Raw genomic sequence first — 24,487 nt, forward strand, 5'->3', positions numbered from 1 at the left:
CCAGACCCATAACAGGAGCCATCGTGGACTTCGGATTCTCGCCGCGCGCGAGTGAACTCCAGTGCCGTATACGGTCGTTCATGGAGGAGCACGTCTTTCCCGCGGAAGCGGTGTACGACCGGCAGCTCGCGGAGGCGGACGACCCGCACGCACTGCCGCCGGTGATGACCGAGCTGAAGGAGAAGGCCCGTGCCGAGGGCCTGTGGAACCTCTTCATGGCGCACGGCGACTGGGGTGCGGGACTCACCAACCTGGAATACGCGCCGCTCATGGAGCTGGCCGGGCGTTCCATCATCGGCCCCGAGGTTTTCAACTGCTCGGCGCCCGATACCGGCAACATGGAACTGCTCGCCCTGTACGGCACTCCAGAGCAGCAACAGCAGTGGTTGCGACCCTTGTTGGCCGCGGAGATCCGTTCCTGCTTCGCGATGACCGAACCCGAGGTCGCCAGCTCCGACGCCCGCAACATCCGTACCCGCATCACCCGCGACGGCGACCAGTACGTCGTCAACGGCCGCAAGTGGTACACCTCCGGGATCCTCGACCCCGACTGCCGGCTGATCATCCTGATGGGCAAGACCGACCCGGACGCGCCCACCTACCGGCAGCAGAGCATGCTGCTCATCCCCCGTGACACCCCGGGCGTCACCGTCCTGCGCGACCTGCCGATGTTCGGCTACACCGACCGGCTCGGCCACGGCGACGTGCTCTTCGAGGACGTCCGCGTACCCATGCAGAACATCCTCGGAGGAGAGGGCGAGGGGTTCGCGCTCGCGCAGGGGCGGCTCGGTCCGGGACGCATGCACTACGCGATGCGCGCCGTCGGATTCGCCGAGCGTGCCCTGCAGTTGATGTGTGAGCGCGTCACCGAGCGCGAGGCCTTCGGCGGGCCCCTCGCGGACCAGGGCGTGGTGCGCGAGTGGGTCGCCCGCAGCCGCATCGAGATCGAGCAACTGCGGCTCCTGGTCCTCAAGTCGGCCTGGCTGATGGACACCGTCGGCAATGCCGCCGCACGCATGGAGGTCGCCGCGATCAAGGTGGCGGCCCTGGAGGTCGCCCACAAGGTCGTCGACCGCGCGGTGCAGGCCCACGGCGCGGCCGGCGTGAGCGACGACACCGTACTGGCCCGGCTGTACGCCATCACACGGGCCCTGAAGATCGCCGACGGTCCCGACGAGGTGCATCTGCGCACCGTGGCCCGCCAGGAACTCGCCCCCTACAAGAAGAAGTCCGAGACACAGGCTCTGACGCAGACCCAGACGCGTTCCCAGACGAAGGCAGGTGCGGCGTGAGCGCCCCCACCCTCGACGGCAAGGTGGCCGTCATCACCGGCGGATCCCGCGGCATCGGCCTCGGCATTGCCACCGCCTACCGCGCGGTCGGCGCCCACGTGGTGATCTCGGCACGCAAGGAGTCCGGACTCGCCGCGGCACGCGAGGAGTTGCTGCGCGTCAAGGGCGACGGCGACATCCACACGGTGGTCGCCAACGCCGGCGAACCCGACCAGGCCGAGGCCTGCATCGAGGGGACCATGACCCGCTTCGGCCGGGTCGACATCCTCGTCAACAACGCCGCGACCAACCCCTACAACGGCGACCTCATCGATCTGGACCTGCCACGCGCGGAGAAGACCGTCCGCGTCAACCAGTACGGCATGCTGGCCTGGACCCGCTACGTCTGGCGGGCCTGGATGGCCGAGCACGGGGGAGCGGTCGTCAACATCGCCTCCGTCGGCGGACTGATCGTCGACCCGCACATCGGCTACTACAACGCCACCAAGGCCGCCATGCTGCACATGACCCGGCAGCTCGCCTACGAACTCGGTCCGCGCGCACGAGTGAACGCCATCGCTCCCGGACTCATCAAGACAGAGCTGGCACGCGCCGTGTGGGAGGTCCGCGAGCCGCTCCTCACCGCCAAGCTGCCGATGCGGCGCCTCGGCACGGTCGAGGACGTGGCGAACGCCGCCCTGTTCCTCGCCTCCGACGCCTCGTCCTGGATGACCGGCCAGACCCTGGTGCTCGACGGCGGTGCGACCGCCCTGCCGATCGGGGTGGACGAGTGAGCGCCCCGCGCCCCGCCGCCGAACTGTTCTCCCTGGCGGGCAGGACCGCCCTCGTCACCGGCGCCTCCTCCGGGCTCGGCGCCCGGTTCGCAGGCGTCCTCGCCCAGGCGGGCGCCACCGTGTTCGCCGCCGCCCGCCGCATCGACCGGCTGAAGGAACTCGCCGACTCCGACGCCCGCCTCCACCCCGTGGCCTGCGACGTCTCCCACGAAGCCGACCGTACGAGGCTGGTGGACACCGCGCTGGCCGCCACCGGCCGCGTCGACATCCTGGTCAACAATGCGGCCACATCCGGCGAGACGCGCGCCGAGGACGAACCCCCGAGCGCCTTCGCCGAGGTCCTCGACGTGAACCTCACTGCGCCGTTCCACCTGGCCCGACTGGTCGCCGAGGCGCCCACACCCGAGATGGGATCGACGGGCGGCAAGAGCATCATCAACGTCTCCTCCATCCTCGGCCTGGTCTCGGCCGCGCCCCTCGGCGGTGCGAGCTACGCGGCGTCCAAGGCCGGACTCATCGGCCTGACACGGGAGTTGGCCGGGCAGTGGGGTCGCGACGGGATGCGCGTCAACGCACTCGCCCCGGGCTGGTTCCGCACCGAGATGACCGCGGACCTCTTCGCCGACGAGCGCTCCAGCCGCTGGGTCGACCGCAACACCCTGCTGGGACGTGGCGGCGAGGCCCAGGAACTCGACGGAGCGCTGCTGTTCCTCGCCTCGGACGCCTCCACGTACTGCACCGGACAGGTCCTGACCGTCGACGGCGGATGGACCGCGCGATGACGGTCACCACGGAGATCGACGAAGGCGGCCTGGCCCACGTCACGCTGCGCCGGGGCGAGGCAGGCAACGCCATCGGCCTGGAGACCGCGCGCGGACTCCTCGATGCGGCACGCGCCTGCGAGCGCGGGTCCGTTCGGGCCGTGCTGCTCACCGCCGAAGGGAAGTCCTTCTGCGTCGGCGGCGACCTCAGAGAGTTCTCCAAGTTGTCCGGCGAGGCGCTGGGGAAGCACCTCATCGCGGTCACGGATGCCCTGCACGAGGCACTGCGCACGTTCGCCGCGCTCGACGCGCCCATGGTCGCCGCCGTGCAGGGCGCGGTCGCCGGCGCGGGCATCGGACTGGCCGCGGCGGCCGATGTGACCCTGGCCGCCGACAACGCTTCGTTCACCGCGGCGTACACCGCGATCGGGTACTCGCCGGACGCCGGAGTGAGCTGGTTCCTGCCGCGTCTGATCGGCCCCAAGCGGGCCCTGGAGCTGCTGCTGACCAACCGTCGGGCCTCGGCCTCGGAAGCTGCCGAGCTTGGTTTGGTGAGCCGTGTCGTCCCCGCCGGTCAACTGCTCGCGGAAACCGCGCGGACGGCCGCGGACCTGCTGCGCGGCCCCACCGCCGCCTTCGGCGCCACGCGTCGGCTCGTCGCGGACGGGCTGACGTCGCCACTCGGCCCGCACCTGGACCGTGAGGCCCGCGCACTCGCCGCCGCGGCCGCCTGTGCCGAGGGTCGCGAGGGCGTCGCCGCGTTCCTCGGCAAGCGGGCGCCCGACTTCACGCGGGCCGCGTCCGGCACTCCCGGAACCTGACCTTGTTCGCCGTTCCTCGTCCCACGCCCCGCCCCCGAACCCCACCCCCGAACACCGTGGAGCCCACCTTGTCGCAAGCATTCATCGTCGGCGCCGTCCGTACCCCGGTCGGCCGCCGCAAGGGCACGCTCAGCGGCGTCCACCCCGCCGACCTCGGCGCACACGTGCTGCGCGCCCTGCTGGAGCGCACCGGCGTCGACCCGGCAGCCGTCGACGACGTCTACTTCGGGTGCGTCAGCCAGATCGGCGCCCAGAGCGGGAACATCGCCCGCACCGCCTGGCTGTCGGCGGGACTGCCGCAACACGTCCCCGGCACCACCATCGACCGGCAATGCGGATCCTCCCAGCAGGCTGTCCATTTCGCCGCCCAGGCGGTCGGCTCCGGCGCCGCCGACCTGGTGGTGGCCGGCGGAGTGGAGGTGATGAGTCTGGTGCCCATCGCCAGCCCCATGTTCGTCGGTGAGCAGGCGGGCCTCGGCAGCCCGTTCGCGGGCGACGGCTGGCGCGAACACTTCGGGGACCAGGAGGTGTCGCAGTTCCGGGGCGCCGAGCTGATCGCCGAGAAGTGGGGGATCACCCGCGAGGACATGGAGCGGTTCGCGCTCGCCAGCCACCAGAGGGCGCTCGCCTCCCAGGCGGCCGGCGACTTCGACGACGAGATCGTCCCCGCCTTCGGTCTCACCGTCGACGAGGGCCCGCGCGTCGACACCACCCTGGAGAAGATGGCGGGCCTGAAGCCCCTCACCGAGGACGGCCGGCTGACCGCCGCCGTGTCGAGCCAGATCTCCGACGGTGCCGCCGCCCTCCTGATCGCCTCCGAGGAAGCCGTGCGCCTCCACGGTCTGACCCCGCTCGCGCGGGTGCACACCATGGCCGTGGTCGGCTCCGACCCGATCCACATGCTGACCGGTCCGATCCCCGCCACCGAGAAGGTCCTGGACCGGGCCGGTCTGACGATCGACCGGATCGACCTGGTGGAGATCAACGAGGCCTTCGCCTCCGTCGTCCTCGCCTGGCAGAAGGAGATCGGTGCTCCCCGCGAGCTGGTCAACGCCTTCGGCGGGGCGATCGCGCTCGGACATCCGCTCGGCGCCACGGGCGCCCGGCTCATGACCACGCTGGTTCACCAGCTGCGCAGGACCGGCGGTCGCTATGGTCTGCAGACGATGTGCGAGGGCGGCGGCATGGCGAACGCGCTTGTGCTCGAACGGGAGTGAGTCATCCAGCTGGCAACTGAGTTCAACTTGGGTCTACTCTCGGCTACGACCACGGTGAGTGACGGCCAGGAGAGTAACCATGACAAGGATTGTTGAACCGGAGGCGGGGCCCCGGTCCAAGCGGGCCGCCATCCTGTCGGCCGCTGTGGACTGCTTCGGGGAGGCCGGCTTCGAGGCCACCAAGTGGTCGACCGTGGCGGAGCGTGTCGGTATCGGCCAGACCGCCCTTTATCACTACTTCGAGTCCAAGACCCACTGTCTGCTCACGATCATGCGGCTTGAGCTGGAGCGCTCGCACGACCGGTTCGTCGAGGCGACCAAGGACGTGGAGGACCCCGTCGAGGCGCTGCGGGCCGCGGTCCGTGCCGCGTACGACGTATCCCCGCACGAGGTTCTGCAGATGCGCATCCTGCAGAACCACATGGATCTGCTTTCAGGTACCCGCAGGTCCAAGCGTGAGGAGGCCGAGCGGGTGGCGGCCCGGCAGCTGGTCCAGGTCGTCGAGAGGGACTGGACGAACCTGTTGGTGAAGGGCATGTCCCAGGGCGCCTTTCCGCTGCGGGACGCGCAGCTTCTCGGCGGAAGCGTGCTCGGCTTGATCGTCAGCGTGTGGCGGTGGTACCGGCCCTCGGGCCCCACACCCCTGTCGGAGATCAGCGAGCTGATCGAGGGCGCCTGCGTACGCATGGTCGCCTCCTGACAGCGATATCGATGCGGAACCACTGACTGGTCCCGCCCTTCGCGGCCCCCTGGCGGATATCCGCCAGGGGGCCGCGCCGTTGTCCGAGGCCATCTCGCCTGGGGCGCGGTGATCGATGCGTGACCGACCATTGCCAGCCGCGTTTCCGCGGGATTAACATCCGAACTGAATTGAACTTAACTCAGGTTGATCTGGGAGGGGTCATGCGACGACGCACGACGCGCGCGCTCATCGCCGCGTTCGCCGCGACGTTCGCCCTGATGGCGAACGCCTGTGGCACGGGAAGCCCCTCGGCGGGGGACGACAAGGTCATCAAGATCGGCGCGTGGTTCCCGCTCACCGGCCCGCTGGCCTCCTTCGGCATCCCTGAAAGGGCGGGAGCCGACGCGTACTTCAAGTCGGTCAACGCGCGGGGTGGGATCAACGGCCGCACGATCGACTGGATCGTCAAGGACAACGCCAACGATCCGCAGCAGACCGTCCAGATCGCCCGTCGGCTCGTCGACCAGGACGGGGTCGTGGCGATCGTTGCGACCAACGGCACCTCCCAGACCCAGGCCACGTTCCCCTTCGTGCTCGAGCAGTCGAAGGTGCCAGTGCTCAACACGCTGGGCGGCGACGCGTCCTGGTACGAGCCGGCTCGCGACGGGCTGTTCGGTCTGCAGACGCTGTACGAGGACCAGGCGGCCGCACTCGGGCAGTGGGTGGTGCAGGACGGAGCCAAGAAGGTGGTCGTCGTGCACAGCGATCCGGCGGCGTTCGTGAACGTCGGCAAGGAGATCGAGCCGGCTGCCCACAAGACCGATCCGTCGGTCCAGGTGAAACGGCTGACGGTGAAGTACCAGACGACCGACTACAGCCCGGTGATCAGCAAGGTCAGGGCCGAGAAGCCTGACGCCGTCGTGCTGATCCTCACGGCGGCCGAGACCGCTTCCTACCTGAAGGAAGCGCGGCTGCAGAGGCTCACCGCCCCGGTGTACGGCTATGCACCCGTGGCGGCACAGGCCACGCTGACCCTGGCCGGCAAGGCGGCCGAAGGGGTCAAGGCGCTGCAACTCGTCAAGTCGCCGCACGACGACGACCCGGCCATCAAGGAGTTCCGCGCGGCGATGGCGAAGTACGAGCCGGGGCAGCCGGCCGACTTCATCACCCTGTGGGGATGGGAAGCGGCCAAGGCCTTCGTCGAGATCGCCAAGACCATCGACGGGCCGGTCACCAGCGAATCGCTGACCCGGGCCTACGAGAACGCGCGCGGCGTCGACACAGGCGTCGGGCCGGTTCTCGACTTCGGCCCCGGCCGGCACCTCGGCACCCGTGACCTACAGAAGGTCGTCGTCAGAAACGGCCGCTGGGAGTCGCAGGGCGACTTCTTCACCCCGCCGACCCGCGACTGACATCCCCTCCTGTCGCGCGCGGCGCCTCCACCCGACGAAAGGACCGACCATGGCCGACGTACTGCTCGCATACATGGCACGCATGGACAGTGACGACCCCGAGCAGACGCTCGACCTCCTCGAACCGGACTTCCGCTTCCTCATCACCCTGCCGGGTCGCGAGGCGACAGGACGGTCCAAAGCGGACTTCGCTGCCTACATAGCGGGCCGCAATGCCGTGGAGCGGGAGCACAAGATCCTCCGGCACAGCTGCGACGGTGATCTGGAGACCGTGTACGGAGTGGTGACCGAGTCCGGGAAGGCCGTCGGATCCTTCCTGTCGGCGGCCGTGGTCACGCCCGAGGGGCGGATGGCCCGCTACCAGTCGTACTTCACCACGACGTACGACCTCATCGATCTGCCGGAGTAGTCACGTGCGCGGCCACCGACCGCGCCGAAAGGAAGCCGACATGACTGAGACCACGGCCGCCGCGGCCCCTTTTCTCACCGCCTGGTTCGAGATCCTCGACAGTGACACGCCAGACCGGATCCTCGACCTGATCAGCGACGACTTCTCGCTCTCCATCCTGTTCTCCACCGGCGACGGCAAGGCGACCGACTTCGCCGGTGACCGGGCCGCACTGGTCGGCTATCTGGAACAGCGCGAGCGGGGAACGCGCACCCACCATCTCCTGTCCGCGACCACGCTCGGCCAGGACGAGCTCTTCCTCGGCGAGGTGCGGCGCGAGGGTGTCCCCGAGGCGAGCTTCGTCGCCGCCGGACGCGTGGACGACCAGAACCGCCTGCAGCGGTTGCTGATCGGCCGGTCGTCCGAGATCCGCTTCGACTGACCCCGACGTCCTTTTCCACCGTCAACTGACCGTACGTGGAGGCATGTTATGTACAACCTCGTCCTGCTGGCAGCCCGCCCCCCGGAATGGACGCACGAGCAGTTCATCGACTGGTGGCGCGGCGACCACGCCGAACTCACCTACCGCCTGCCCGGGTTGCGCGCCTGGCGGCACACCGAGATCGACCAGGCCCTGGAGCGGCGCTCCGAGGGCTGGGACGGAATCTCCGTGCTCGGCTTCGACTCCCCCGAGGACCTGAAGAAGGCTCTCGAGAGTAAGGAGTGGGCCGACGCGGTCGCGCAGGTGGGGGACATGAAGGGCCGCCGTGTCGCGGTGATGGGCCACGAAGCGGAGATGTTCACCGGCTGAGGCCCCGCCTCATGTCATCGGCACAGCACCAGGCACCACGGCACGCGCCACACGGCTATCACGGAGTTCGGTACAGCGTAGCGAGGAAGTGGGATGCAACAGGTAGTGCGGGAGTTCCAACTCAGGGCTGAGCAGGAGGACTTCGTCGCCGTCATCGACGACTCGGGCGCCCACACGGCGCGCGAACTGCTCGCCGAGGCGGCCAGGCTCGCCGAGGTGATGTTCCCCGGTGGGGCCGACGGAGCAGGCGGCACCGTCGCGCTCCAGGCCGACAACTCATGGCGCACCGTCGCCGGCACCCTCGCCGTGGGCCTGACGGGAGGCGTCCTCGCGGTGGTCAACCGGCACACCACGCGCGCGGAGTTCGCCGCCGCCTACGAGGACATCCGCCCGGACGCCGTGGTCGCCGAGCCCTCGGCGATGGACGAATGGGGCGTGTCCGACCTGGTGCCGCCGGGCCGGTCGGGCACGGTGCTCGACGGCTGGGTCTGCCGGTCCGCACCCGGGGCGTATGACGTGTCGCGCTGGTCGGGCGGCGCGCTCATAGGGCTGACGTCCGGCTCGACCGGGCGACCCAAGGGAGTCGTGCAGTCAGAGGCGGCCCTGCGCTACGCCGCTTCGAGCACCATCGAGATCAACGGCCTCACGCGCGGCGACGCGGTGGCCGCGATCGTGCCGCTGTCGTCGACGGCCGCGTACTGCTTCGGCGTCTACCTCTCCCTTCTGCTGGGTGGCCCGCTCGTGCTGACGGCGAAGTGGGACCGGGCCGTGGCGCTGCGGCGGATGGCCGAGACCGACGTCCGCTGGACCATGTGTGTTCCGACGATGGCACTCCAGATGGGTGCCGAAGCGGACGGCTCCGGTGTCCTCGGGGGAGTGCGAGCGATCACGGTGGGCGGTGGGCCGATGGACCGCGGCGCTCTCGCCCGCGCGGAACAGTCCTTGGGGACGAAGATCCTGCGTGTCTTCGGCATGTCCGAGTGCCTCGGCCACACCTCGCCGGACCCCCACGACCCCGAGGAGATCCGGCTCGGCAGGGACGGCCGCCCCTTTCCCGGCACGGACCTGCGCGCGCTCACCCCCGATGGCACCCGAGCGGCACCGGGTGTGTCCGGTCGGGCGCACGTGCGCGGTCCGTCCCTCTTCCTCGGCTACGCGCGCGACGGCCGGGTGGAGCCGCCTGCGCTGACGAAGGACGGTTACTTCCCCACCGGCGACCTGCTGATGACCCACGAGGACGGCACCGTCACCATCATGGGCCGCGAGAAGGACATCATCATCCGTGGCGGCCGCAACATCGACATCACCGAGATCGAGCGGGCGGTGGCCGCCTTTCCGCGCGTGGCCAGGGCCTGCGTCACTGCCGTCCCCGACGAGGTGCTCGGCGAACGCATCGCCCTGCTCGTCGTCACCGAGGACGGCGGCGCCATCGATCTGGCGGAGATCACCGCTCACCTGGAACACGTAGGCCTGTCCAAGAGCAAGTGGCCCGAATTCGCGTACAGCATAGAGGAGTTGCCCCAGACCAAGGTCGGCAAGCTCGACCGGTCCGGGGCCGGTGAACTGGCGCGTCGACTGCGTGCACGCACCCCCGACCCGGCCTGAGGGGACGGGGCCGCCGAAGGCCGCGCGCTCACGCGAGGGGCACGGTCCACACCACGAAGGAAACCGACCACGGCGCACCAGCCGGCAAGGGAGAGTCATGACAATGCGGTTCGACCAGGGCCCTTGGGCCGCGGCCGGAGTCCAGACCGTGCAGCCCGGGGTGCACCGCGTGCCGCTGCCACTGCCCAACGATGGCTTGCACGCCGTCAACGTCTATCTGCTGGAGAACATGGCGGACGACGACAGCATCGTCATGATCGACGGCGGCTGGGCTATCCCCGAGGCGCGCAAGGCGCTTGAGGAGGCCATGGCCGCCATCGGCCGCGACCTCGACGACATCAGCCACATCCTGGTCACCCACATCCACCGTGACCACTACACGAATGCCGTAGAACTCCGGCGGCTGCTGGGCTCCCGCGTCTACCTGGGCGCGGGCGAACGGCCAGGCCTGGAGATGCTCGGCCGGCTGCGCAGCGACGAACCCGCGGGTTCCCTTCAGACGCTGCGCCGGGCAGGCGCCGGCGAACTGGCCGACCACATCCAGGCGATGGACCACGGTGGCTACGACCCGAGCGTGTGGGAGGCCCCGGACCGCTGGCTCGGCGCGGAGACCCTGTGCTTCGGCGACCGCGAGCTGCGCGTCGTGCCGACTCCCGGACACACCAAGGGACATGTGGTCTACCTCGATGAACAACGCGGGCTGCTGTTCTCCGGGGACCATGTGCTGCCGCACATCACCCCGTCCATCGGCTTCGAACTGGCCGAACCCGGGGGCCGTCCCCTGGCCGACTACCTGGACTCGCTTCGGCTCATGACCCGGTACGCGGACACGCGCCTGTTGCCCGCTCATGGACCGGTCGCCGACAGCTCCCACACTCGCGTCGCCGAGCTGCTCACGCACCACGACGACCGGCTGGCCAAGAGCCTGGCGGCGCTGGGAGACGCCACACTCGACGCCCACGCGGTGGCGCGCGCCCTGGGCTGGACGCGCCGGGACGTGCCCTTCGGCGAGCTCAGTGCCTTCAACCAGATGCTCGCGGTCAACGAGACGGCGGCCCACCTGGACGTCCTGGTGCTGCGGGGGTGGGCCACGGTCGCGCTCGTGGGCGGGGTGAACCAGTACACGCGGGTGCGCTGACCGACCCGGGTGACAGCTTCGAGGGGCGCGGCAACTGCCGCGCCCCTCACACGTGTCACCGGGCGGTCCAGCCGCCGTCCACGTACAGCTCCGAACCGGTCACGAAACTGGAGTCCGCCGAGGCGAGGAACGCGACCGCCCCCGCGACCTCGTCTGGCCGGCCGAGCCGCGCCATGGGGGTGCCCTCGACCATCGCGGTGTGCCGGGGCGTGCCGCGCCACAGTTCGCGCGAGAGCGGCGTCTCGATGAAGCCGGGGTGGACGGAGTTGACGCGGACACCGCGCTCGGCCCAGTGCAGCGCGGCGTTCTTCGTCATCAGCCGCACCGCGCCCTTCGCCGCGTGGTACGAGAACTGGCTGCCGAAACCGCCGACCGTACCGAAGATCGACGCGATGTTGACGATCGAACCGCCACCGAAGCGCTCGATCGCGGGCCCGCCATACTTCATGCCGAGCCAGACACCGGTCTGGGTGACCGCGATGACCTTGTCCCAGGACTCCTGGGTCTCCGTTTCCACGGTCCGCATCTCCGCGATCCCCGCGTTGTTGACGAGCACGGACAGGCCGCCCAGCTCGGCCACCACGCGCTGGATCGCGGCGCGCCACGCGTCCTCGTCGCTCACGTCGAGGGCGAGGCCCAGAGTCCGCGTGCCGTCGGCGGAGAGCTCCTTCGCGAGGTGCGCACAGCGGTCGGCGTCCACATCGGTCACCACCACGGCGGCGCCCTCGGCGGCGAGCCGCCGTGAGACGGCATCGCCGATGCCCCCGGTCGCGCCGGTCACCAGGGCGATCATTCCGGACAGTCGGTCTCGCACGGTATCTCCTCCGGTCGGTGGGGCGGTGGTCACGGCAGCAGTTCCAGCCCCGAGCGCAGCAGCGCGGGGACCGCGGAGCCGACCTGCCCGAACCCGGCGCCGACGGTGCGGCCCGCGAGATAGCGGGCGTGGATGCCTTCCGCGATCACGGCGAGCTTGAAACAGGCCAGAGCCTGGTAGAAGGGCAGCGCAGAGATGTCCCGGCCCGAGCGCGCGGCGTATCGCTCGGCCAGCTCGTGGCCGACAGGGAACGCGGGATGGGCCGTCGGTACGTGGCGCGCCCCGAGTACCGGTTCGCAGGTCGGGTCCCAGTACATGAGGAGCATGCCGAGGTCGGCGAGTGGATCGCCGAGCGTGGCCATCTCCCAGTCGACAATTGCGGCGATCCGCCCGAAGTCGCCGGGCGCCAGGATGGTGTTGTCGAGGCGGTAGTCGCCGTGCACGATCGTCGGTGCGCCGCTCGCGGGCACGGCGCGGGCGAGCCGGTCGTGCAGGGCGTCGAGGTCGGGCAGCGCCCGCGTGGCGACCTTGTCCCACTGCCCGCGCCAGCGTCGCACCTGCCGGTGCAGGTAGCCGTCGGGGCGGCCGAAGTCGCCGAGTCCGACGGCCACGGGGTCGACCGCGTGCAGGGCAACGAGGGCGTCGACGAGTGCGTCGGCGGCGCCCCGCACGTCCGCGGGCTCCAGCGCCGCGGCCTCGTCGCCGTCGCGCAGCACGACTCCCTCCACGAAGTCCACGATGCAGAACGGCGCTCCGATGACGTCCGGGTCCGTGCACGACAGAACCGCCCCGGCGACCGGCACCCCGGTGCCGCCGAGCGCGGCGACCACGCGGTACTCGCGGTCCATGTCGTGCGCGGTCGGCGTCAGCACACCCAGCGGTGGCCGGCGCAGCACCCACGTGTGCGTTCCGTCGCTCACGCGATACGTCAGATTGGAGCGCCCGCCGTGCATCAGCCGGATCCCGAGCGGGCCCGTGCACTGGGGGACATGGCGCTCGAAGTAGTGCTGCAGTGCGGGCACGTCGATGCCGACGACGGTCGCTTCGGACGCCGTCACAGCGAGGCCCGCCGGTCCCGCGCCGCCCGCACCGCGCGCTTGGCGATGGCCCAGCGGTGCGTCTCGGACGGCCCGTCGTAGATACGGAACGGCCGCACCTCCCGGTACAGCCGCGACAGCGGGGCGTCCTTCGAGATGCCGAGCGCGCCGCACACCTGCACGGCCCGGTCGACCACCCGGTTCACGGCCTCGGAGACGTAGGTCTTGGCGATCGAGGTGTGCTGGGCGGCCGAGCGGCCCTGGTCCAGTTCCCAGCAGGCCCGCCACAGCACCGCCCGGCTGGTCTCGATGTCGATCTCGGAGTCGGCCAACAGCTGCTGCACCATGCCCAGTTCAGCCAGCGGCTTGCCGAACGCCGAGCGATCCGCGGCCCGCTCCAGGGCGATGTCCTGTGCCCGGCGCGCGACCCCGAGCCAGCGCATGCAGTGGGTCATCCGTGCGGGCCCTAGGCGCACCTGCGCATACGTGAAACCCTCGTCGACCGCGCCGAGCACGGCGTCGTCACCGACCACGCAGCCCTCGAAGGCGACCTCGCTGTGCCCGCCGAACAGCCCTTGATCCAACGTGTCGATGTTCCGGACGATCTTCATGCCCGGGTTGTCGGCGTCGACGAGGAACATCGTCGCGCCCCCCGCGTCACCGGGGCCGCCGCTGGTGCGGGCCATGCAGATGGCGAAGGCCGCTCCGTCAGCGCCGCTGATGAACCACTTGCGGCCGTCGATCCGCCAGCCGCCCTCGACCCTCGTCGCGGTCGTGGTGAGCGCCCGTGGATCGGATCCAGCGCCCGGTGCGGGCTCGGTCATCGCGAAGCAGGAGCGCACCTCACCGGCTGCCAGTGGGCGCAGATACCGCTCCTTCTGCTCCTCGGTGGCCACCACCTCCAGCAGGTGCATGTTGCCCTCGTCGGGCGCCGCGCAGTTCAGCGCGAGCGGCCCCAGCAGCGAGTATCCCGCTGCCTCGAACACCACTGCCTGGCCACGCAGATCCAGCCCGAGCCCACCCCACTCGGCGCTGACATGCGGCGCGAACACCCCCGCCGACCGCGCCGCTTCCTGCAGCCGGCGCCGCAGCGGCTCCGGCCCGTCGTGGACGTTCCCCCCGCACGACTCCTCCGCGGGCAGCACCACATCCCGTACGAACTCGGTGGTACGCCGTGCGATGCCGGTGACCTTCTCATCGATCTCGAAGCTGATGGACACGTTCACTCCCGAGTTGGCTAATGACCATTAGCCATCACAGGCAACGGAGGGGCGCCGTGTCAAGGGTTCGCGCTATAGTGATCAGTTGAGGCGAGGTGGAAGAAGCTAATCGGTGATAGCTCTTGGAAAGCTTGGAGTTCGCGTGACCTCATCCCGGAGTGGGTCGTACGAACGACCGCACCGGCCCGCGCAACCGGAGGACACCCGGGCGGCCGATCGCCGGTCGGCGATCCGGCAGGCCGCGCTGCGGCTCTTCGCCGAGCAGGGATACCGGGCGACCACCATGACCGACATCGGAGCCGCCGTCGGCATCCGCGGCCCGAGCCTCTACAAACACGTGGCTTCCAAGCACGAGCTGCTCGCCGAAATCATGATCGGGACGATGGAGCAGCTCATCGCGGACAACACGGCAGCCGTCATAGGCACCGACGACGTGCGGGAGCAGCTGCGCCGCTCCGTGGAGGCGCACATCCGCTACCACGCACGCCATCGCCTGGAGGCCTTCGTCGGCAACCGCGAGATAGGCAGCCTGGAACAGCCCGACCAGGACCGGGTCCTCCGCGGTCGCAGCGACTACGAGCGCCGCTTCCGCGAACTCATCGAGCGGGGCGTGGCCGAGGGCACCTTCCACCTGCAGTCGGCCAGGATCGCCTCGTACTCGATCCTCGACATGGGCATCGGCGTGGCCAGTTGGTTCCACGAGGGCGGCGAGTTCTCCGTCGATCAACTCGCCTACCAGTACGGCGACATCGCGCTGCGGATCGTGGGTGTCAGGGCCTGAAGGGGCGCCTGCGGGAAGGGCGACCCGGCGATTGACGCCCTGAGTGCGCGTGGAGAACGGCGACGCCGTGGAGCCTCATCAACCCAGGATCGAGGGATGAGTTCGAGGGCATCGCGTCCACGAAGCGATGCTCCGGACCTCAACCCGCAGGAGGGCGTCTGGTCGCTGGTCAAGCGAGACATCGGCAATCTTGCCGCGGCCGACCTCGGCCTCGAGACGGCACGAGCAGCGTTCGACGACGGCGACGGCCAGTGGTGCGCAGAGCCGGCCGGCCTGTGCGTCAGCGTCGACACCGAGGACCGCGAGGCCCGCCTGCTCAAGGCCGCGGGCCTGCGCCTCCTCGGCTACGCCGAGCAGAACGCACTGCGCCGCAACTTCTACCTCACCGGCGCGCTGGAGCTCGAAGGCGCCTTCGATCCCGCGGCCGTCAGCGGTCTCGTCCGCAAGACGTTCACGTCGTCCTCGACACCGCTTGTCGGGCTTCTCGATTCCTTCCGCTACAACCTCGTACCGAGCCGCGCCGGAGCGCAGCGACTCGTCGTCGACATGGTGCTCAGCGACAGTGGTGAACGCGCCCGGCTGGAGCTCCGCCACAGCGTGCTCCGGGTCGACAAGACCGCGGATGCCCCCGACGCGACCCTGAGTCTCCCGAAGGACCGGTTCCTTGCGCTGGCCTCGGGGACCACGCCCTCCCAGGTTCGAATTTTGGCGCCGCCTCACTGGGGAGTACCGGTCCCTGACCAGCAAGTTTGGTCAGGGCCCGGATGTGTGCTGTCGGACCGTGGCCCGCACTCAGGTCTGAGGGTGGGTTTCGTACATGCGCACCGCCACGATCAGGCCGGAGGCGGCGGTGAGGGCGGCGACCGTCCAGATGGCGGTGGTCAGGCCGTAGGCGTCGGCGATGGCTCCGGCCAGCAGGGCGCCGACGGCGAAGCCGCCGTCGCGCCAGAGGCGGTAGACGCCGACGGAGCGGGCGCGCCAGGCGGGGTGGGCGACGTCACCGATGGCGGCCAGCAGGGTCGGATAGACCAGGGCGGTGCCGACGCCGAGGAGGACCAGGGCGGTGGCCCAGACGGGGAAGCTGCTGCCGATCGCCACCAGGGCGATGGCCGCGGCCTGGATCAGCATGCCGGCGGTGATCAGGTGTTTGCGGCCGATCCGGTCGGACCACCAGCCGGTGAACAGCTGCCCGAATCCCCACACCGCCGGGTAGAGGGCGGCAAGGACGCCGATCGCGGCGACGGACAGGCCGTGGGCGGCGAAGAGGAGGGGGAAGATGCCCCAGGCGAGGGCGTCGTTGAGGTTGTTGACCATGCCGGCCTGGCTGGTGGCGGACAGGGCCTTGTCACGGAAGCTGGTGATCCGGGCGACCTGGCCGGTGGTCAGCTCGCCGTGGTGGTCGGGGTTCTTGGGTGCAGGGTGGCGGGCGGCCTCGGCGCGGGCGTGGCCCCTGGTCTCGCGGACGGCGAGGGTGGACAGGCCCAGGGCGAGGGCGGCGTAAGCGGCGCCGAGGAGGAAGGGGCCGGGCCGCAGCCCCCAATGGGCGGCGATGGCGCCGGTGGCCATGGCGGTGGCGGCCAGCGCGACGTAGCCGGAGGCTTCGTTGAAGCCCATGGCCAGGCCGCGCCGTTCCGGTCCGACCAGGTCGATCTTCATGATGACGGTGGTCGACCAGGTCAGGCCCTGGTTGACGCCGAGCAGGACGTTGGCCAGGACGATCCAGCCCCAGGCCGGTCCGAAGATCAGCAGCGCCGGCACCGGCAGCGCCACCAGCCAGCCGGCGACCAGCACGGGCTTGCGGCCGTAGCGGTCGGAGAGGGTGCCGGCGAAGAAGTTCGTGATCGCCTTGGTGGCGCCGAAGGCCACGATGTAAGTCAGCGCGGCGGTGTAAGCGGTCAGGTGGAAGTCGTCACGGGCCAGCAGCGGCAGGACGATGCGTTCCTGGCCGAGCATGCCGCCGACCAGGGCGTTGACGGCGACGAGCAGGGTGAACTGGGCGAGGTTGGCGCGCATCCCGAGCCGTATGCCGCTTGCCTCGGCTGCGATGGTCACGAGTCCTCCGCGAGACAGTCGCCGGTGGCCCCACGGTCGCCAGAGCCGCCGATGAGGCCGGCAGCGAAGGCCCTGTTGCTCAGCCCGGTGCGGACGAGCGGCGGTGGGTGGGCGTCGGTAAAACCCATCGGATCCTCCGGTTTCCGGACGGGACTGGTCGCTCCGGCTCAGCGGCCGCGCAGCGCGGCGAGCGTGGCGTCGAGGTCGGCTGCGCGGGGCCGGTTGTGCGGCAACTTGCCGAGCATGGCCGCCATGCCGCAGGTGTCGGTGACGGCGGAGAAGACGAGGCCGCCCGCGATGCCGGCGGAGAGCAGTTGGAAGGCCGGGTGCACGAGCAGGCCGAGAAGCAGCCCCAGGAGCACCACCGCTCCGGCGGTGAAGCGGACCTGCCGTTCCATGCTCCAGTGGGCCCGGGTGTCGCACACGGCGGGCTGGTGCAGGTCATGCCCCTGCGCGGCCCACCCGGTGGTGCCGCCCGCGAGGGTGGCGGTCGGGATGCCCTGTTCGGCCAGGAGCTTGCAGGCCTTCTCCGAGCGGGCACCGGAGGCGCACACCACGAGGACGTCTCCGCGCCCGGCCGCGTGCCGGATCTCGGGCAGTGCGCGGCGGATGTGGTCCAGGGGGATGTTGAGGGCGCCCGGGAGATGACCGGAGGCGTATTCGCCGGGGGTGCGGACGTCGATGACGGTGAGTTCGCTGAGTCGCTCTCGGGCCTCGTCGGTGCCGAGCGTGGTGGGGGCGAGGGGGCTGGTCATGACAGCGGTGATCCTTGTCGTCTCTTGATGGTCGTCTGGTCGTCTGGTCGTCTGGTCGTCGCCGTCCCGAACCGGGACGGCGAGTACCCCTGGGGGTATATGCAGAGGAGTGGTCGTGGAACTGGAGCTCGAGGGCACGTCCCTGAAGGCCGTGCTGAACCGGCTGCGCCGGGCGCAGGGGCAGATCTCCGGGGTGATCCGGATGATCGAGGAGGGCCGGGACTGCGAGGAGGTCGTCACGCAGCTGGCCGCGGCCTCGCGGGCGCTGGACCGGGCGGGTTTCGCGATCATCGCCACCGGGCTGCAACAGTGCGTGGCGGACATCGAGTCGGGCAGGACGCGGAGGCGATGCGCGCGCGGATGGAGAGGCTGTTCCTGTCACTGGCGTGAGGGCGGCCGTCACGCCACCGTGTCCACCAGCATGAAGCCGGCCACCGTGAGCAGGACGAGGGCGAAGACGCGTTGCAGGGAGTCCCCGGGCAGCTTGGCCGTCAGGCGTTTGCCGTCCCAGGCGCCGAGGATCGCCGCGCCGGCGAACGGTCCGATGACGGCCCAGTTCAGGCCGCTCGCCGTTCCGGCGCGCATGGCCAGCGCGGCGAGCGAGTTGATGGTGATGACCAGCAGGCTGGTGCCCACCGCCGCCCGCATCCGCATGCCGAGGACGTTGACCAGTGCCGGTACGGCGAGGAAGCCGCCGCCCACGCCGAGCACGCCGGTGATCGCGCCGAGCCCGGCGCCTGCGGCCGCCGCCCGGACGGGCCGTACCGGTGCGGCGGTCCCCGGCGCCGGGCGGTGCCGCAGCATGCGTATCGCGGCGACCGCCGCGACCACGGCGAAGGACACGGCCAGCGCGGCGGCCGGCAGGCGACCGGCGAGCGCCCCGCCCAGCATCGCCGGGCCGATTCCCGCAGCTGCGAACAGCAGCCCCGTACGCCAGCGGACCTGGCCGTCGCGGGCGTGCGCGGACAGCGCGGTGGCGGAGGTGACGGTGACGATGACCAGGCTCGCGGTGGTCGCCGCGACCGGGGTGAAACCCAGCAGGTAGATCAGGGCGGGCACGGCCAGCACACTGCCGCCGCCCCCGAGCGCGCCAAGGGCCAGACCGATGACGGCACCGGCGATCAGCGCGAGTATCACGGCACTCATGCAACGGTCCCGTCCCTGCCGTGCGCGTCCACCACCGGCAGTCCGGCACCGGCCCAGTCCTGCATGCCACCGATCACGTCGACGGCCTCCACGCCTCTGGCGAGCAGCAGTTCGGCCGCCCGCTGAGAGCGGTTGCCCGAACGGCAGATCACGACGACGGGCTGCCGGCTCTGTGCTGCGGCGGGCAGTCCGGCACCGGCGGCGAGCGCCGTCAGGGGCAGGTGTACGGCGCCGGGCGCGTGCCCGGCCTGCCACTCGTGGGGTTCGCGTACGTCGAGCAGCAGAGCGTCACCACCCCGTCCGGCGGCATGACCGGTGCGGATCGCGGCGTCCTGCACCGTCACCCGTCCCGGACTGCTTCCACTGCGTCGAAAGAGGCTCGGCATGGTTCTCGCTCCTGTTCGTCCTCGGTTCTCCGGCCTGGTCATGGGGCGCCGACGGTGAGCCCGGCCGCCTCGGCCGAGGCGAAGGAGTCGTCCACGGCCACCACCTCCCGGTCGGCCGCATCCAGCAGGGACGCGGCGATGGCGGCGCGCATACCGCCCGCACAGTGCACCCACACCTGACCGGCCGGCACCTCGCCGATACGGGAGTGCAGGGCGTGGAGGGGGATGTGCACAGAGCCTTCGATGAAGCCGGCCGCCCGTTCGGAGGCCCGGCGGACATCCAGGACGACGATGCCGTCCCCGGAGCGCGCCGCAAGGTCGGCGAAGGTGGCCCTGGGGAAGGAGGCGAGGGCCTCGCCGTCCCGCACCCAGTCGGCCGGCTCTCCGGTGGCAGCGGCGGCCGGCCGGTCGATGCCGACGCGGACCAGCTCGCGCTGGGCGGCGGCGAGCTGCTCGGGCGACTCGGCGAGCAGGGTCACCGGCTTGCCCCACGGGATCAGCCAGGCCAGGTAGGTGGCGAGCTGCCCCTCGGCCTCGAAATTGAAGGAACCCGCGAGGTGGTTCTCGGCGAAGGCGACACGGTTGCGCAGGTCGACCACCCACTCACCGGCGGCCAGCCGGGCGGCGATGTCCTCGGGGTCGGCGACGGCGGGTGGGGTGAGGTCGACCGGTGCCGGTCCCTCGGCGTTGGCCGGGCCCATGTGGGTGTAGTACGCGGGTATGTCGTCCAGGCCGGCCAGCAGGTCCGCGACGAAGGTGTCCACGTTCCGGGTGAGCGCCTCGTTGGCCGCCTTCTCCTTGCCGATCGTGGTGGACTCGCCCTCCGTCTGGGAGGAGGAGCAGAAGCTGCCGAAGCCGTGGGTGGGCAGTACCGCCGTCTCGTCGGGCAGCTCGGCGGCCAGCCGGTGCGCGGAGGCGTACTGGGCCCGGGCGAGGTCTTCCGTCAGCCGCGGTTCGACCAGGTCGGGCCGGCCGACGGTGCCGATCAGCAACGAGCCGCCGCTGAACACCGCGACCGCCGTGCCGCCCGCCTCCAGGACGTAGGAGGTGTGGTGCGGGGTATGGCCGGGGGTGGCGAGCGCCCGCAGCGCCAGTCCGGCGGTGGCCTCGATCTCCCAGCGGTCACCGTCGTGCACGGGTACGCGTTCATAGGAGACGCGGGCCGCGGCGGGAACGAGATAGGCGGCGCCCGTGACCCGCGCCAGCTCAAGGCCGCCGGTGACGTAGTCGTTGTGGAGGTGCGTCTCGACCACGTGGGATATCCGCACGCCGCGCCGCGCCGCAGCCGCGATCACCTGCTCGATGTCACGAGGCGGATCGATCACCACTGCCGTCCGTTCGCCGCCCGCCAGATAGCTGCGGTTGCCGAGGCCGGCGATCTCAAGGGTGTCGATGAAGAACATGCGATGCTCCACTCCAGTGAAGAATTACCCCCCGGGGTATACGTCGACAGTAACATTGATACCCCAGGGGGTATTTCGGAGGGGCATGGAAAGCCCTGTGAAGCAGGTCTCAGCCGGCACTTGACCCGGCTCATGAGCATCACCTTCCACAGGTGCCGGCACCTGTGGGGATCGGACCGGACAGCGCTGCCTGTGGGGTACGAAAGCGCACCGGTATGGCTGGCCGGTGGCCGAGGGCGGATCGGCCTCGATCAGTGCTGCGATGGTCCGGGCGCTGGAGGATCTGGGCGGCAAGGTCACCACCGGCACCCGCGTGGACTCGCTGGACGACTTGGACGGCCCGGACGTGGTGATGCTGGACGTGGCGCCGGCCGCGGCGGCCCGGATCGTCGGCGACCGACTGCCCGGCCGCGTCAGGCGGGCCTTCACGCGGTACCGCCACGGCCCGGGCGTCTTCAAGATCGACTACGCGATCGAGGGCTACGTCCCGTGGACGCACCTCCTGTCCCGTCGCGCCGGCACGGTCCACGTGGGCGGCGATTTCGCGGAGGTGGCGTGGGCCGAACGCGAGGTCGCCCGCGGGCGGATGCCGGACCGGCCGTTCGTCCTCGTCGGGCAGCAGTACCTCGCCGACCCGACGCGCTCCTCGGGGCCGTGGAATCCGCTGTATGCGTACGCCCACGTCCCCGGCGGATACACCGGCGATGCGACGTCAGCCGTCGAGAACCAGATCGAGCGTTTCGCGCCCGGATTCCGTGAGCGGATCGTGGCCCGGCACGTGCGCACGCCTCACGACTTCGCGCAGGAGAACGCGAACTACGTCGGCGGAGACGTGGTCACCGGACTGAACTCGGGCCGGCAACTGGTTTTCCGCTCCCGCGTCGCACTCGATCCGTATTCCGTCGGAGTGCCCGGCATCTATCTCTGTTCGGCCGCGACACCGCCTGGCGCGGGCGCGCACGGCATGTGCGGCTACAACGCCGCCGCCAGCGCCCTCCGGCACCTCGACCGCGGCGAATCCTGAAGATCTACGGACTCCATCGACGTGGGCGTTCGCCGAGATGCAGCAGAGTGCCTGTGCGGCGGTTGTTCGGCGGGTCACCCAGAAGGAGCGTACGCGCATGCCGGAAATGATTGCGTTTGCATATTCTCGGGAAGTGATCTCGCAGCTCGCGGGAAGCTCGACATCAATTGGTCCTGTCACCTTGGTCTTTCCGCCGATCGTCCTGCGGGTTCATGTCGGAGTCCAATTGCCCGGACTCGGGGGAGCCCTATGAGGCCCGGTGTGGTCACCGCCCCGTGAAGGTCGACGACGTCGGTCGACGGCGACCGCCGAGGCGCGGGGGCGCCAGGGGACGAGGGTTCGGACCGTGGTGCCGAGCAGGAGCAGGTCTGCGGTGCTCGTCACGCCGACACCGCCTCGTCGGTCGCACCGGCGGGCGGGGCCTCGCGAGCCGTCGACGGATCCACATCGCCGGGGGATCCGAGTGCGTCGAAGACCTCGCGTCGGGAGTGCCGCAGCCACACCGCGGCCGGCAACGGGGTTGCTACCGCCCGAGCCCCTCCTGCCGCCGACACGATCCAGTTGGTACGCACGGTGCATGGGACACGGCCGAGTCCGAGTCCGAGCGGAACTTGAAGACGTTCGAAGAATGCCGGTCGGTAGCCGGGGTATGCGGGTGCTTGCCGGACAATGGACCGGCACTGGCAAGGCAGACCGACCGGGAGGGGCGCGTGATGGCGACGACCGTGCAGACCGCACAGCGTACGGTGGACGTTCCGGAAGTAGCGGACCCGTCGAAGGTCGCGCCGAAGGACGCACGGGAACTGTCGAAGCTGTTCTTCGACCAACTGGCGGTGCTGGAGGAGGGGACGCCCGAGTTCCAGTACGCGCGCAACACGCTGATCGAGATGAACATGTCCCTGGTCCGCTACGCCGCAGCACGGTTCCGCAGCCGGGGTCCGGAGGAGAGGGAGGACATCGTCCAGGTCGGCATGATCGGACTGATCAAGGCCATCGACCGGTTCGAGGTCTCCCGCGAGGTGGAGTTCACCTCCTTCGCCGTCCCCTACATCGTCGGCGAGATCAAGCGGTTCTTCCGCGACACCTCCTGGGCTGTCCACGTACCCCGGCGGCTGCAGGAGGCCCGTGTCCAACTGGCCCGGGCCAACGAGGAACTGCGCAGCCGACTGGGCCGGACACCGACCACCAAGGAGCTGTCCGAGCTGATGAGCCTGCCGGAGGAGGAGGTCGTCGAGGCCCGACTGGCCTCCAACGGCTACAACTCGGCCTCTCTCGACGCGGCGATCAGCGGCAGCGAGGACGGCGAGGCCGCGCTGGCCGACTTCATCGGCGACGAGGACGCCGCCCTCGAACTGGTCGAGGACTTCCACGCCCTTGCCCCGATGATCGCAGAACTCGACGAACGCGACCGCAAGATCATCCACTGGCGCTTCGTGGAGGAACTCACCCAGGCTCAGATCGGCGAACGCCTCGGCGTCTCCCAGATGCACGTCTCGCGCCTGATCACGCGTCTCCTGGGGCGCCTGCGCGAAGGCATGCTGGGCACCGTCTGAGGGGCGGGGAGAGGTCGCGCGGAGAGCGGGGGACCATCGGCACACTCCGCCTCCACCGTCGTGTGCGGCTACACGGTGGTCGTGGTGGAACGGCCCGACGGCATCAACATCGCGTTTCAGCATGCGGCGCCCCTGGCCTGTGAGCCTCAGCAACTCGCGACAATTGTGTGGGTGCAGAGCACGCTCCAGCATCCCCGCCGCCTCCAGCCAGCCACCCGGACGGCTGCGGTCGGAAGCCCTATGTCATCCGCTCCACCAGGCCCGTGACATTCACTCCCGGTGCGGTCTGCAGAATCCGACGCGCCCGCAGCTGATGGAGGACAGCCGTACGCCCGCCTCCGGATCCGCGATGGACCACAGATGCGCATGACGCTTCACGGCATCGGCGATCTCTTGTGCGCTGCGGTTCGGGTCGCCACCCGAGCCCTCAGCGCGGTCGTCGCCGCCGGGGAGAGCCAAGAACACATCGCTTTCAGCCCGGCGCCATGCGCTGGGCCGGAGCGACAAGGTTGCTGCCCCCGACGCCGGGCAGCGTCCGCGGAGCGAACATGCCGGTCCGTAGCTTGACCTCGTACCGCTGGGACGTGCGGCGCATCAAGCGGCCAGGAGCATGGGACAGAGGCGATGAGGCGGGCGTCGGCGCCCGTGCGTCCAGCCTCGGCGATGCCATCGAAAAGGGCCTTCCTGGGTGACGCCCGGAAAGGCCCTTCCGTATCGACGGTGAACAAAGCAAGGTCAGTGCTTGAAGGCGTCCTTGACCTTCTCCTTGGCCTCACGGACGTCGCCCGTGCTCTTTTCTGCCTGTCCCTCGGCGGTCATGCGGTCGTTGCCGACGGCGTTTCCCACGGCTTCCTTGGCCTTGCCCTCGGCCTGCTCGACCTTTGCCTTGGCCTTCTCCCCGGCAGTCATGAAAGAGCACCTCCTCGTAGCTTGCGTACCGCTGTCGCGATAACCGGCTCGTGCCCCGGCATTACCCTCATAAACAAGGCAGCCTTGGGGCATGTGGGCCGCATTGCAGGGCACACGGGGGACAGGAGGTCGATAAATATGGTTCCCCTTTTGCTCGTTCTTCTTCTCGCGCTGGTCCTTTTCGGCGCCGGCTTCGCCATCAAGGTCCTCTGGTGGGTCGCCGTCGCCGTCCTGGTGCTGTGGCTTCTCGGCTTCGTCATGCGCTCCGCCACCCCCGGTGGTGGTCGCGGCCGTTGGTACCGATGGTGATCTGACCCGTTCACGCGGCCCGTTCGCAGGGCCCGGCCGATATGACGGCCGGGCCCTGCGCGCGTGCCGAAAGGGAGGCTGTCGGGCGGCCAGTGGGGCCATACCGTCCATGGACGCCCCAAACGGAGACGGGGCCCGTCTGCTGCTTGGCGCGGTCGTAGGCGTCCAGGGCCCAGGTGCAGTCGTCGCGCGTCCAGT

26 protein-coding genes and 2 pseudogenes are annotated in these 24,487 nt (G+C 70.1%); 18 read left to right on the plus strand and 10 right to left on the minus strand.

Annotated elements, in window-relative coordinates:
- Nucleotides 1–23 precede the first annotated feature (23 nt).
- The 12 genes from IE318_RS28510 (at nucleotide 24) to IE318_RS28565 (ending at nucleotide 10,900) form a co-directional block, all read left to right on the plus strand.
- Nucleotides 24–1,292 carry an acyl-CoA dehydrogenase family protein gene (locus IE318_RS28510; RefSeq protein WP_189904910.1) on the plus strand — a complete coding sequence of 423 codons (1,269 nt, stop codon included), beginning with the start codon at nucleotides 24–26 and terminating at the stop codon, nucleotides 1,290–1,292.
- The gene (locus IE318_RS28515; protein WP_189904912.1) at nucleotides 1,289–2,065 is read left to right on the plus strand and encodes an SDR family oxidoreductase; all 777 of its coding nucleotides are present in this window, start codon (nucleotides 1,289–1,291) and stop codon (nucleotides 2,063–2,065) included. The genes IE318_RS28510 and IE318_RS28515 overlap by 4 nt, the downstream gene beginning before the upstream one ends.
- A complete protein-coding gene (locus tag IE318_RS28520; protein WP_189904914.1) occupies nucleotides 2,062–2,847 on the plus strand; it encodes an SDR family NAD(P)-dependent oxidoreductase in 786 nt (261 codons plus the stop codon). Before IE318_RS28515 ends, IE318_RS28520 begins: the two co-directional genes overlap by 4 nt.
- Nucleotides 2,844–3,647 carry an enoyl-CoA hydratase/isomerase family protein gene (locus tag IE318_RS28525; RefSeq protein WP_229903795.1) on the plus strand — a complete coding sequence of 268 codons (804 nt, stop codon included), beginning with the start codon at nucleotides 2,844–2,846 and terminating at the stop codon, nucleotides 3,645–3,647. Before IE318_RS28520 ends, IE318_RS28525 begins: the two co-directional genes overlap by 4 nt.
- Nucleotides 3,648–3,715: 68 nt before the next feature.
- On the plus strand, nucleotides 3,716–4,864 hold the full coding sequence (locus tag IE318_RS28530; protein ID WP_189904917.1) for an acetyl-CoA C-acetyltransferase: 1,149 nt from the start codon (nucleotides 3,716–3,718) through the stop codon (nucleotides 4,862–4,864).
- Nucleotides 4,865–4,943: 79 nt separating this feature from the next.
- Nucleotides 4,944–5,564, plus strand: coding sequence for a TetR/AcrR family transcriptional regulator (locus IE318_RS28535; RefSeq protein ID WP_030175187.1), 621 nt, complete (start codon nucleotides 4,944–4,946; stop codon nucleotides 5,562–5,564).
- Between the two features lie 119 nt (nucleotides 5,565–5,683).
- Nucleotides 5,684–6,958, plus strand: a complete 1,275-nt coding sequence (locus IE318_RS28540; protein WP_229903796.1) for an ABC transporter substrate-binding protein — start codon at nucleotides 5,684–5,686, stop codon at nucleotides 6,956–6,958.
- Between the two features lie 49 nt (nucleotides 6,959–7,007).
- The gene (locus IE318_RS28545; RefSeq protein WP_229903797.1) at nucleotides 7,008–7,367 is read left to right on the plus strand and encodes a nuclear transport factor 2-like protein; all 360 of its coding nucleotides are present in this window, start codon (nucleotides 7,008–7,010) and stop codon (nucleotides 7,365–7,367) included.
- Between the two features lie 40 nt (nucleotides 7,368–7,407).
- Nucleotides 7,408–7,788, plus strand: coding sequence for a nuclear transport factor 2 family protein (locus IE318_RS28550; protein ID WP_030175178.1), 381 nt, complete (start codon nucleotides 7,408–7,410; stop codon nucleotides 7,786–7,788).
- Between the two features lie 48 nt (nucleotides 7,789–7,836).
- The gene (locus IE318_RS28555; RefSeq protein WP_189904919.1) at nucleotides 7,837–8,157 is read left to right on the plus strand and encodes an EthD domain-containing protein; all 321 of its coding nucleotides are present in this window, start codon (nucleotides 7,837–7,839) and stop codon (nucleotides 8,155–8,157) included.
- Nucleotides 8,158–8,250: 93 nt separating this feature from the next.
- On the plus strand, nucleotides 8,251–9,762 hold the full coding sequence (locus tag IE318_RS28560) for a class I adenylate-forming enzyme family protein (protein ID WP_189904921.1): 1,512 nt from the start codon (nucleotides 8,251–8,253) through the stop codon (nucleotides 9,760–9,762).
- A gap of 97 nt (nucleotides 9,763–9,859) precedes the next feature.
- A complete protein-coding gene (locus IE318_RS28565) occupies nucleotides 9,860–10,900 on the plus strand; it encodes an MBL fold metallo-hydrolase (protein WP_189904923.1) in 1,041 nt (346 codons plus the stop codon).
- 55 nt (nucleotides 10,901–10,955) lie between these two features.
- Here IE318_RS28565 and IE318_RS28570 read toward each other — a convergent pair whose 3' ends face one another.
- Genes IE318_RS28570 through IE318_RS28580 form a run of 3 tightly spaced genes read right to left on the minus strand, consistent with a single transcriptional unit; the run spans nucleotide 10,956 to nucleotide 13,971 of the window.
- A complete protein-coding gene (locus tag IE318_RS28570; RefSeq protein ID WP_189904926.1) occupies nucleotides 10,956–11,714 on the minus strand; it encodes an SDR family NAD(P)-dependent oxidoreductase in 759 nt (252 codons plus the stop codon).
- 29 nt (nucleotides 11,715–11,743) lie between these two features.
- Nucleotides 11,744–12,772 carry a phosphotransferase family protein gene (locus IE318_RS28575; protein ID WP_189904928.1) on the minus strand — a complete coding sequence of 343 codons (1,029 nt, stop codon included), beginning with the start codon at nucleotides 12,770–12,772 and terminating at the stop codon, nucleotides 11,744–11,746.
- On the minus strand, nucleotides 12,769–13,971 hold the full coding sequence (locus IE318_RS28580) for an acyl-CoA dehydrogenase family protein (protein WP_189904929.1): 1,203 nt from the start codon (nucleotides 13,969–13,971) through the stop codon (nucleotides 12,769–12,771). Before IE318_RS28580 ends, IE318_RS28575 begins: the two co-directional genes overlap by 4 nt.
- 142 nt (nucleotides 13,972–14,113) lie before the next feature.
- On the opposite strand from IE318_RS28580, the gene IE318_RS28585 reads away from it, so the two are divergent.
- Entirely contained in the window at nucleotides 14,114–14,752 is a 639-nt protein-coding gene (locus IE318_RS28585) for a TetR/AcrR family transcriptional regulator (protein ID WP_189904931.1), read from the plus strand.
- 96 nt (nucleotides 14,753–14,848) lie between these two features.
- Nucleotides 14,849–15,385, plus strand: a pseudogene (locus IE318_RS46595) (alkyl sulfatase dimerization domain-containing protein); the annotation flags it as partial.
- 159 nt (nucleotides 15,386–15,544) lie between these two features.
- Here IE318_RS46595 and IE318_RS46160 read toward each other — a convergent pair.
- On the minus strand, nucleotides 15,545–16,804 hold the full coding sequence (locus IE318_RS46160) for an MFS transporter (RefSeq protein ID WP_268256752.1): 1,260 nt from the start codon (nucleotides 16,802–16,804) through the stop codon (nucleotides 15,545–15,547).
- Nucleotides 16,805–16,971: 167 nt separating this feature from the next.
- A complete protein-coding gene (locus IE318_RS28600; RefSeq protein ID WP_189904933.1) occupies nucleotides 16,972–17,559 on the minus strand; it encodes a rhodanese-like domain-containing protein in 588 nt (195 codons plus the stop codon).
- Between the two features lie 115 nt (nucleotides 17,560–17,674).
- Between IE318_RS28600 and IE318_RS28605 the strand changes: the two are divergent.
- Nucleotides 17,675–17,949 (plus strand): annotated as a pseudogene (locus IE318_RS28605) (metal-sensitive transcriptional regulator).
- A gap of 9 nt (nucleotides 17,950–17,958) precedes the next feature.
- Here the strand turns inward: IE318_RS28605 and IE318_RS28610 are convergent.
- Genes IE318_RS28610 through IE318_RS28620 form a run of 3 tightly spaced genes read right to left on the minus strand, consistent with a single transcriptional unit; the run spans nucleotide 17,959 to nucleotide 20,494 of the window.
- Nucleotides 17,959–18,705 carry a sulfite exporter TauE/SafE family protein gene (locus IE318_RS28610; protein WP_189904934.1) on the minus strand — a complete coding sequence of 249 codons (747 nt, stop codon included), beginning with the start codon at nucleotides 18,703–18,705 and terminating at the stop codon, nucleotides 17,959–17,961.
- Nucleotides 18,702–19,091 carry a rhodanese-like domain-containing protein gene (locus IE318_RS28615; RefSeq protein WP_189904935.1) on the minus strand — a complete coding sequence of 130 codons (390 nt, stop codon included), beginning with the start codon at nucleotides 19,089–19,091 and terminating at the stop codon, nucleotides 18,702–18,704. Before IE318_RS28615 ends, IE318_RS28610 begins: the two co-directional genes overlap by 4 nt.
- A 38-nt stretch (nucleotides 19,092–19,129) precedes the next feature.
- The gene (locus IE318_RS28620; protein ID WP_189904936.1) at nucleotides 19,130–20,494 is read right to left on the minus strand and encodes an MBL fold metallo-hydrolase; all 1,365 of its coding nucleotides are present in this window, start codon (nucleotides 20,492–20,494) and stop codon (nucleotides 19,130–19,132) included.
- A 226-nt stretch (nucleotides 20,495–20,720) separates the two neighbouring features.
- Here IE318_RS28620 and IE318_RS28625 point away from each other — a divergent pair, with 226 nt between their 5' ends.
- Complete coding sequence (locus tag IE318_RS28625) at nucleotides 20,721–21,518, plus strand: phytoene desaturase family protein (RefSeq protein WP_189904937.1); 798 nt, start codon at nucleotides 20,721–20,723, stop codon at nucleotides 21,516–21,518.
- A gap of 713 nt (nucleotides 21,519–22,231) precedes the next feature.
- Nucleotides 22,232–23,071 carry an RNA polymerase sigma factor SigF gene (locus IE318_RS28630; protein WP_189904938.1) on the plus strand — a complete coding sequence of 280 codons (840 nt, stop codon included), beginning with the start codon at nucleotides 22,232–22,234 and terminating at the stop codon, nucleotides 23,069–23,071.
- A gap of 472 nt (nucleotides 23,072–23,543) precedes the next feature.
- On the opposite strand, the gene IE318_RS46165 is transcribed toward IE318_RS28630, so the two are convergent.
- Entirely contained in the window at nucleotides 23,544–23,666 is a 123-nt protein-coding gene (locus IE318_RS46165; protein WP_268256753.1) for a hypothetical protein, read from the minus strand.
- 140 nt (nucleotides 23,667–23,806) lie between these two features.
- Nucleotides 23,807–23,980 carry a CsbD family protein gene (locus IE318_RS28635; protein WP_189904939.1) on the minus strand — a complete coding sequence of 58 codons (174 nt, stop codon included), beginning with the start codon at nucleotides 23,978–23,980 and terminating at the stop codon, nucleotides 23,807–23,809.
- 138 nt (nucleotides 23,981–24,118) lie between these two features.
- Between IE318_RS28635 and IE318_RS28640 the strand changes: the two genes are divergently transcribed.
- The gene (locus IE318_RS28640; protein WP_189904940.1) at nucleotides 24,119–24,289 is read left to right on the plus strand and encodes a hydrophobic protein; all 171 of its coding nucleotides are present in this window, start codon (nucleotides 24,119–24,121) and stop codon (nucleotides 24,287–24,289) included.
- The last annotated feature ends 198 nt before the right edge of the window (nucleotides 24,290–24,487 follow it).

The sequence above is a fragment of the Streptomyces spiralis genome (assembly GCF_014654675.1).
Lineage (GTDB): Bacteria > Actinomycetota > Actinomycetes > Streptomycetales > Streptomycetaceae > Streptomyces > Streptomyces spiralis.

What these genes read in the sequence shown, in the direction of transcription:
- IE318_RS46165 (WP_268256753.1), bottom strand. Translation starts at nt 23,666, where the DNA reads ATGCGCCGCACGTCCCAGCGGTACGAGGTCAAGCTACGGACCGGCATG.
- IE318_RS28560 (WP_189904921.1), top strand. Translation starts at nt 8,251, where the DNA reads ATGCAACAGGTAGTGCGGGAGTTCCAACTCAGGGCTGAGCAGGAGGAC.
- IE318_RS28615 (WP_189904935.1), bottom strand. Translation starts at nt 19,091, where the DNA reads ATGCCGAGCCTCTTTCGACGCAGTGGAAGCAGTCCGGGACGGGTGACG.
- IE318_RS28545 (WP_229903797.1), top strand. Translation starts at nt 7,008, where the DNA reads ATGGCCGACGTACTGCTCGCATACATGGCACGCATGGACAGTGACGAC.
- IE318_RS28535 (WP_030175187.1), top strand. Translation starts at nt 4,944, where the DNA reads ATGACAAGGATTGTTGAACCGGAGGCGGGGCCCCGGTCCAAGCGGGCC.
- IE318_RS28630 (WP_189904938.1), top strand. Translation starts at nt 22,232, where the DNA reads ATGGCGACGACCGTGCAGACCGCACAGCGTACGGTGGACGTTCCGGAA.
- IE318_RS28620 (WP_189904936.1), bottom strand. Translation starts at nt 20,494, where the DNA reads ATGTTCTTCATCGACACCCTTGAGATCGCCGGCCTCGGCAACCGCAGC.
- IE318_RS28555 (WP_189904919.1), top strand. Translation starts at nt 7,837, where the DNA reads ATGTACAACCTCGTCCTGCTGGCAGCCCGCCCCCCGGAATGGACGCAC.
- IE318_RS28640 (WP_189904940.1), top strand. Translation starts at nt 24,119, where the DNA reads ATGGTTCCCCTTTTGCTCGTTCTTCTTCTCGCGCTGGTCCTTTTCGGC.
- IE318_RS28550 (WP_030175178.1), top strand. Translation starts at nt 7,408, where the DNA reads ATGACTGAGACCACGGCCGCCGCGGCCCCTTTTCTCACCGCCTGGTTC.
- IE318_RS28635 (WP_189904939.1), bottom strand. Translation starts at nt 23,980, where the DNA reads ATGACTGCCGGGGAGAAGGCCAAGGCAAAGGTCGAGCAGGCCGAGGGC.
- IE318_RS28525 (WP_229903795.1), top strand. Translation starts at nt 2,844, where the DNA reads ATGACGGTCACCACGGAGATCGACGAAGGCGGCCTGGCCCACGTCACG.
- IE318_RS28600 (WP_189904933.1), bottom strand. Translation starts at nt 17,559, where the DNA reads ATGACCAGCCCCCTCGCCCCCACCACGCTCGGCACCGACGAGGCCCGA.
- IE318_RS28565 (WP_189904923.1), top strand. Translation starts at nt 9,860, where the DNA reads ATGACAATGCGGTTCGACCAGGGCCCTTGGGCCGCGGCCGGAGTCCAG.
- IE318_RS28610 (WP_189904934.1), bottom strand. Translation starts at nt 18,705, where the DNA reads ATGAGTGCCGTGATACTCGCGCTGATCGCCGGTGCCGTCATCGGTCTG.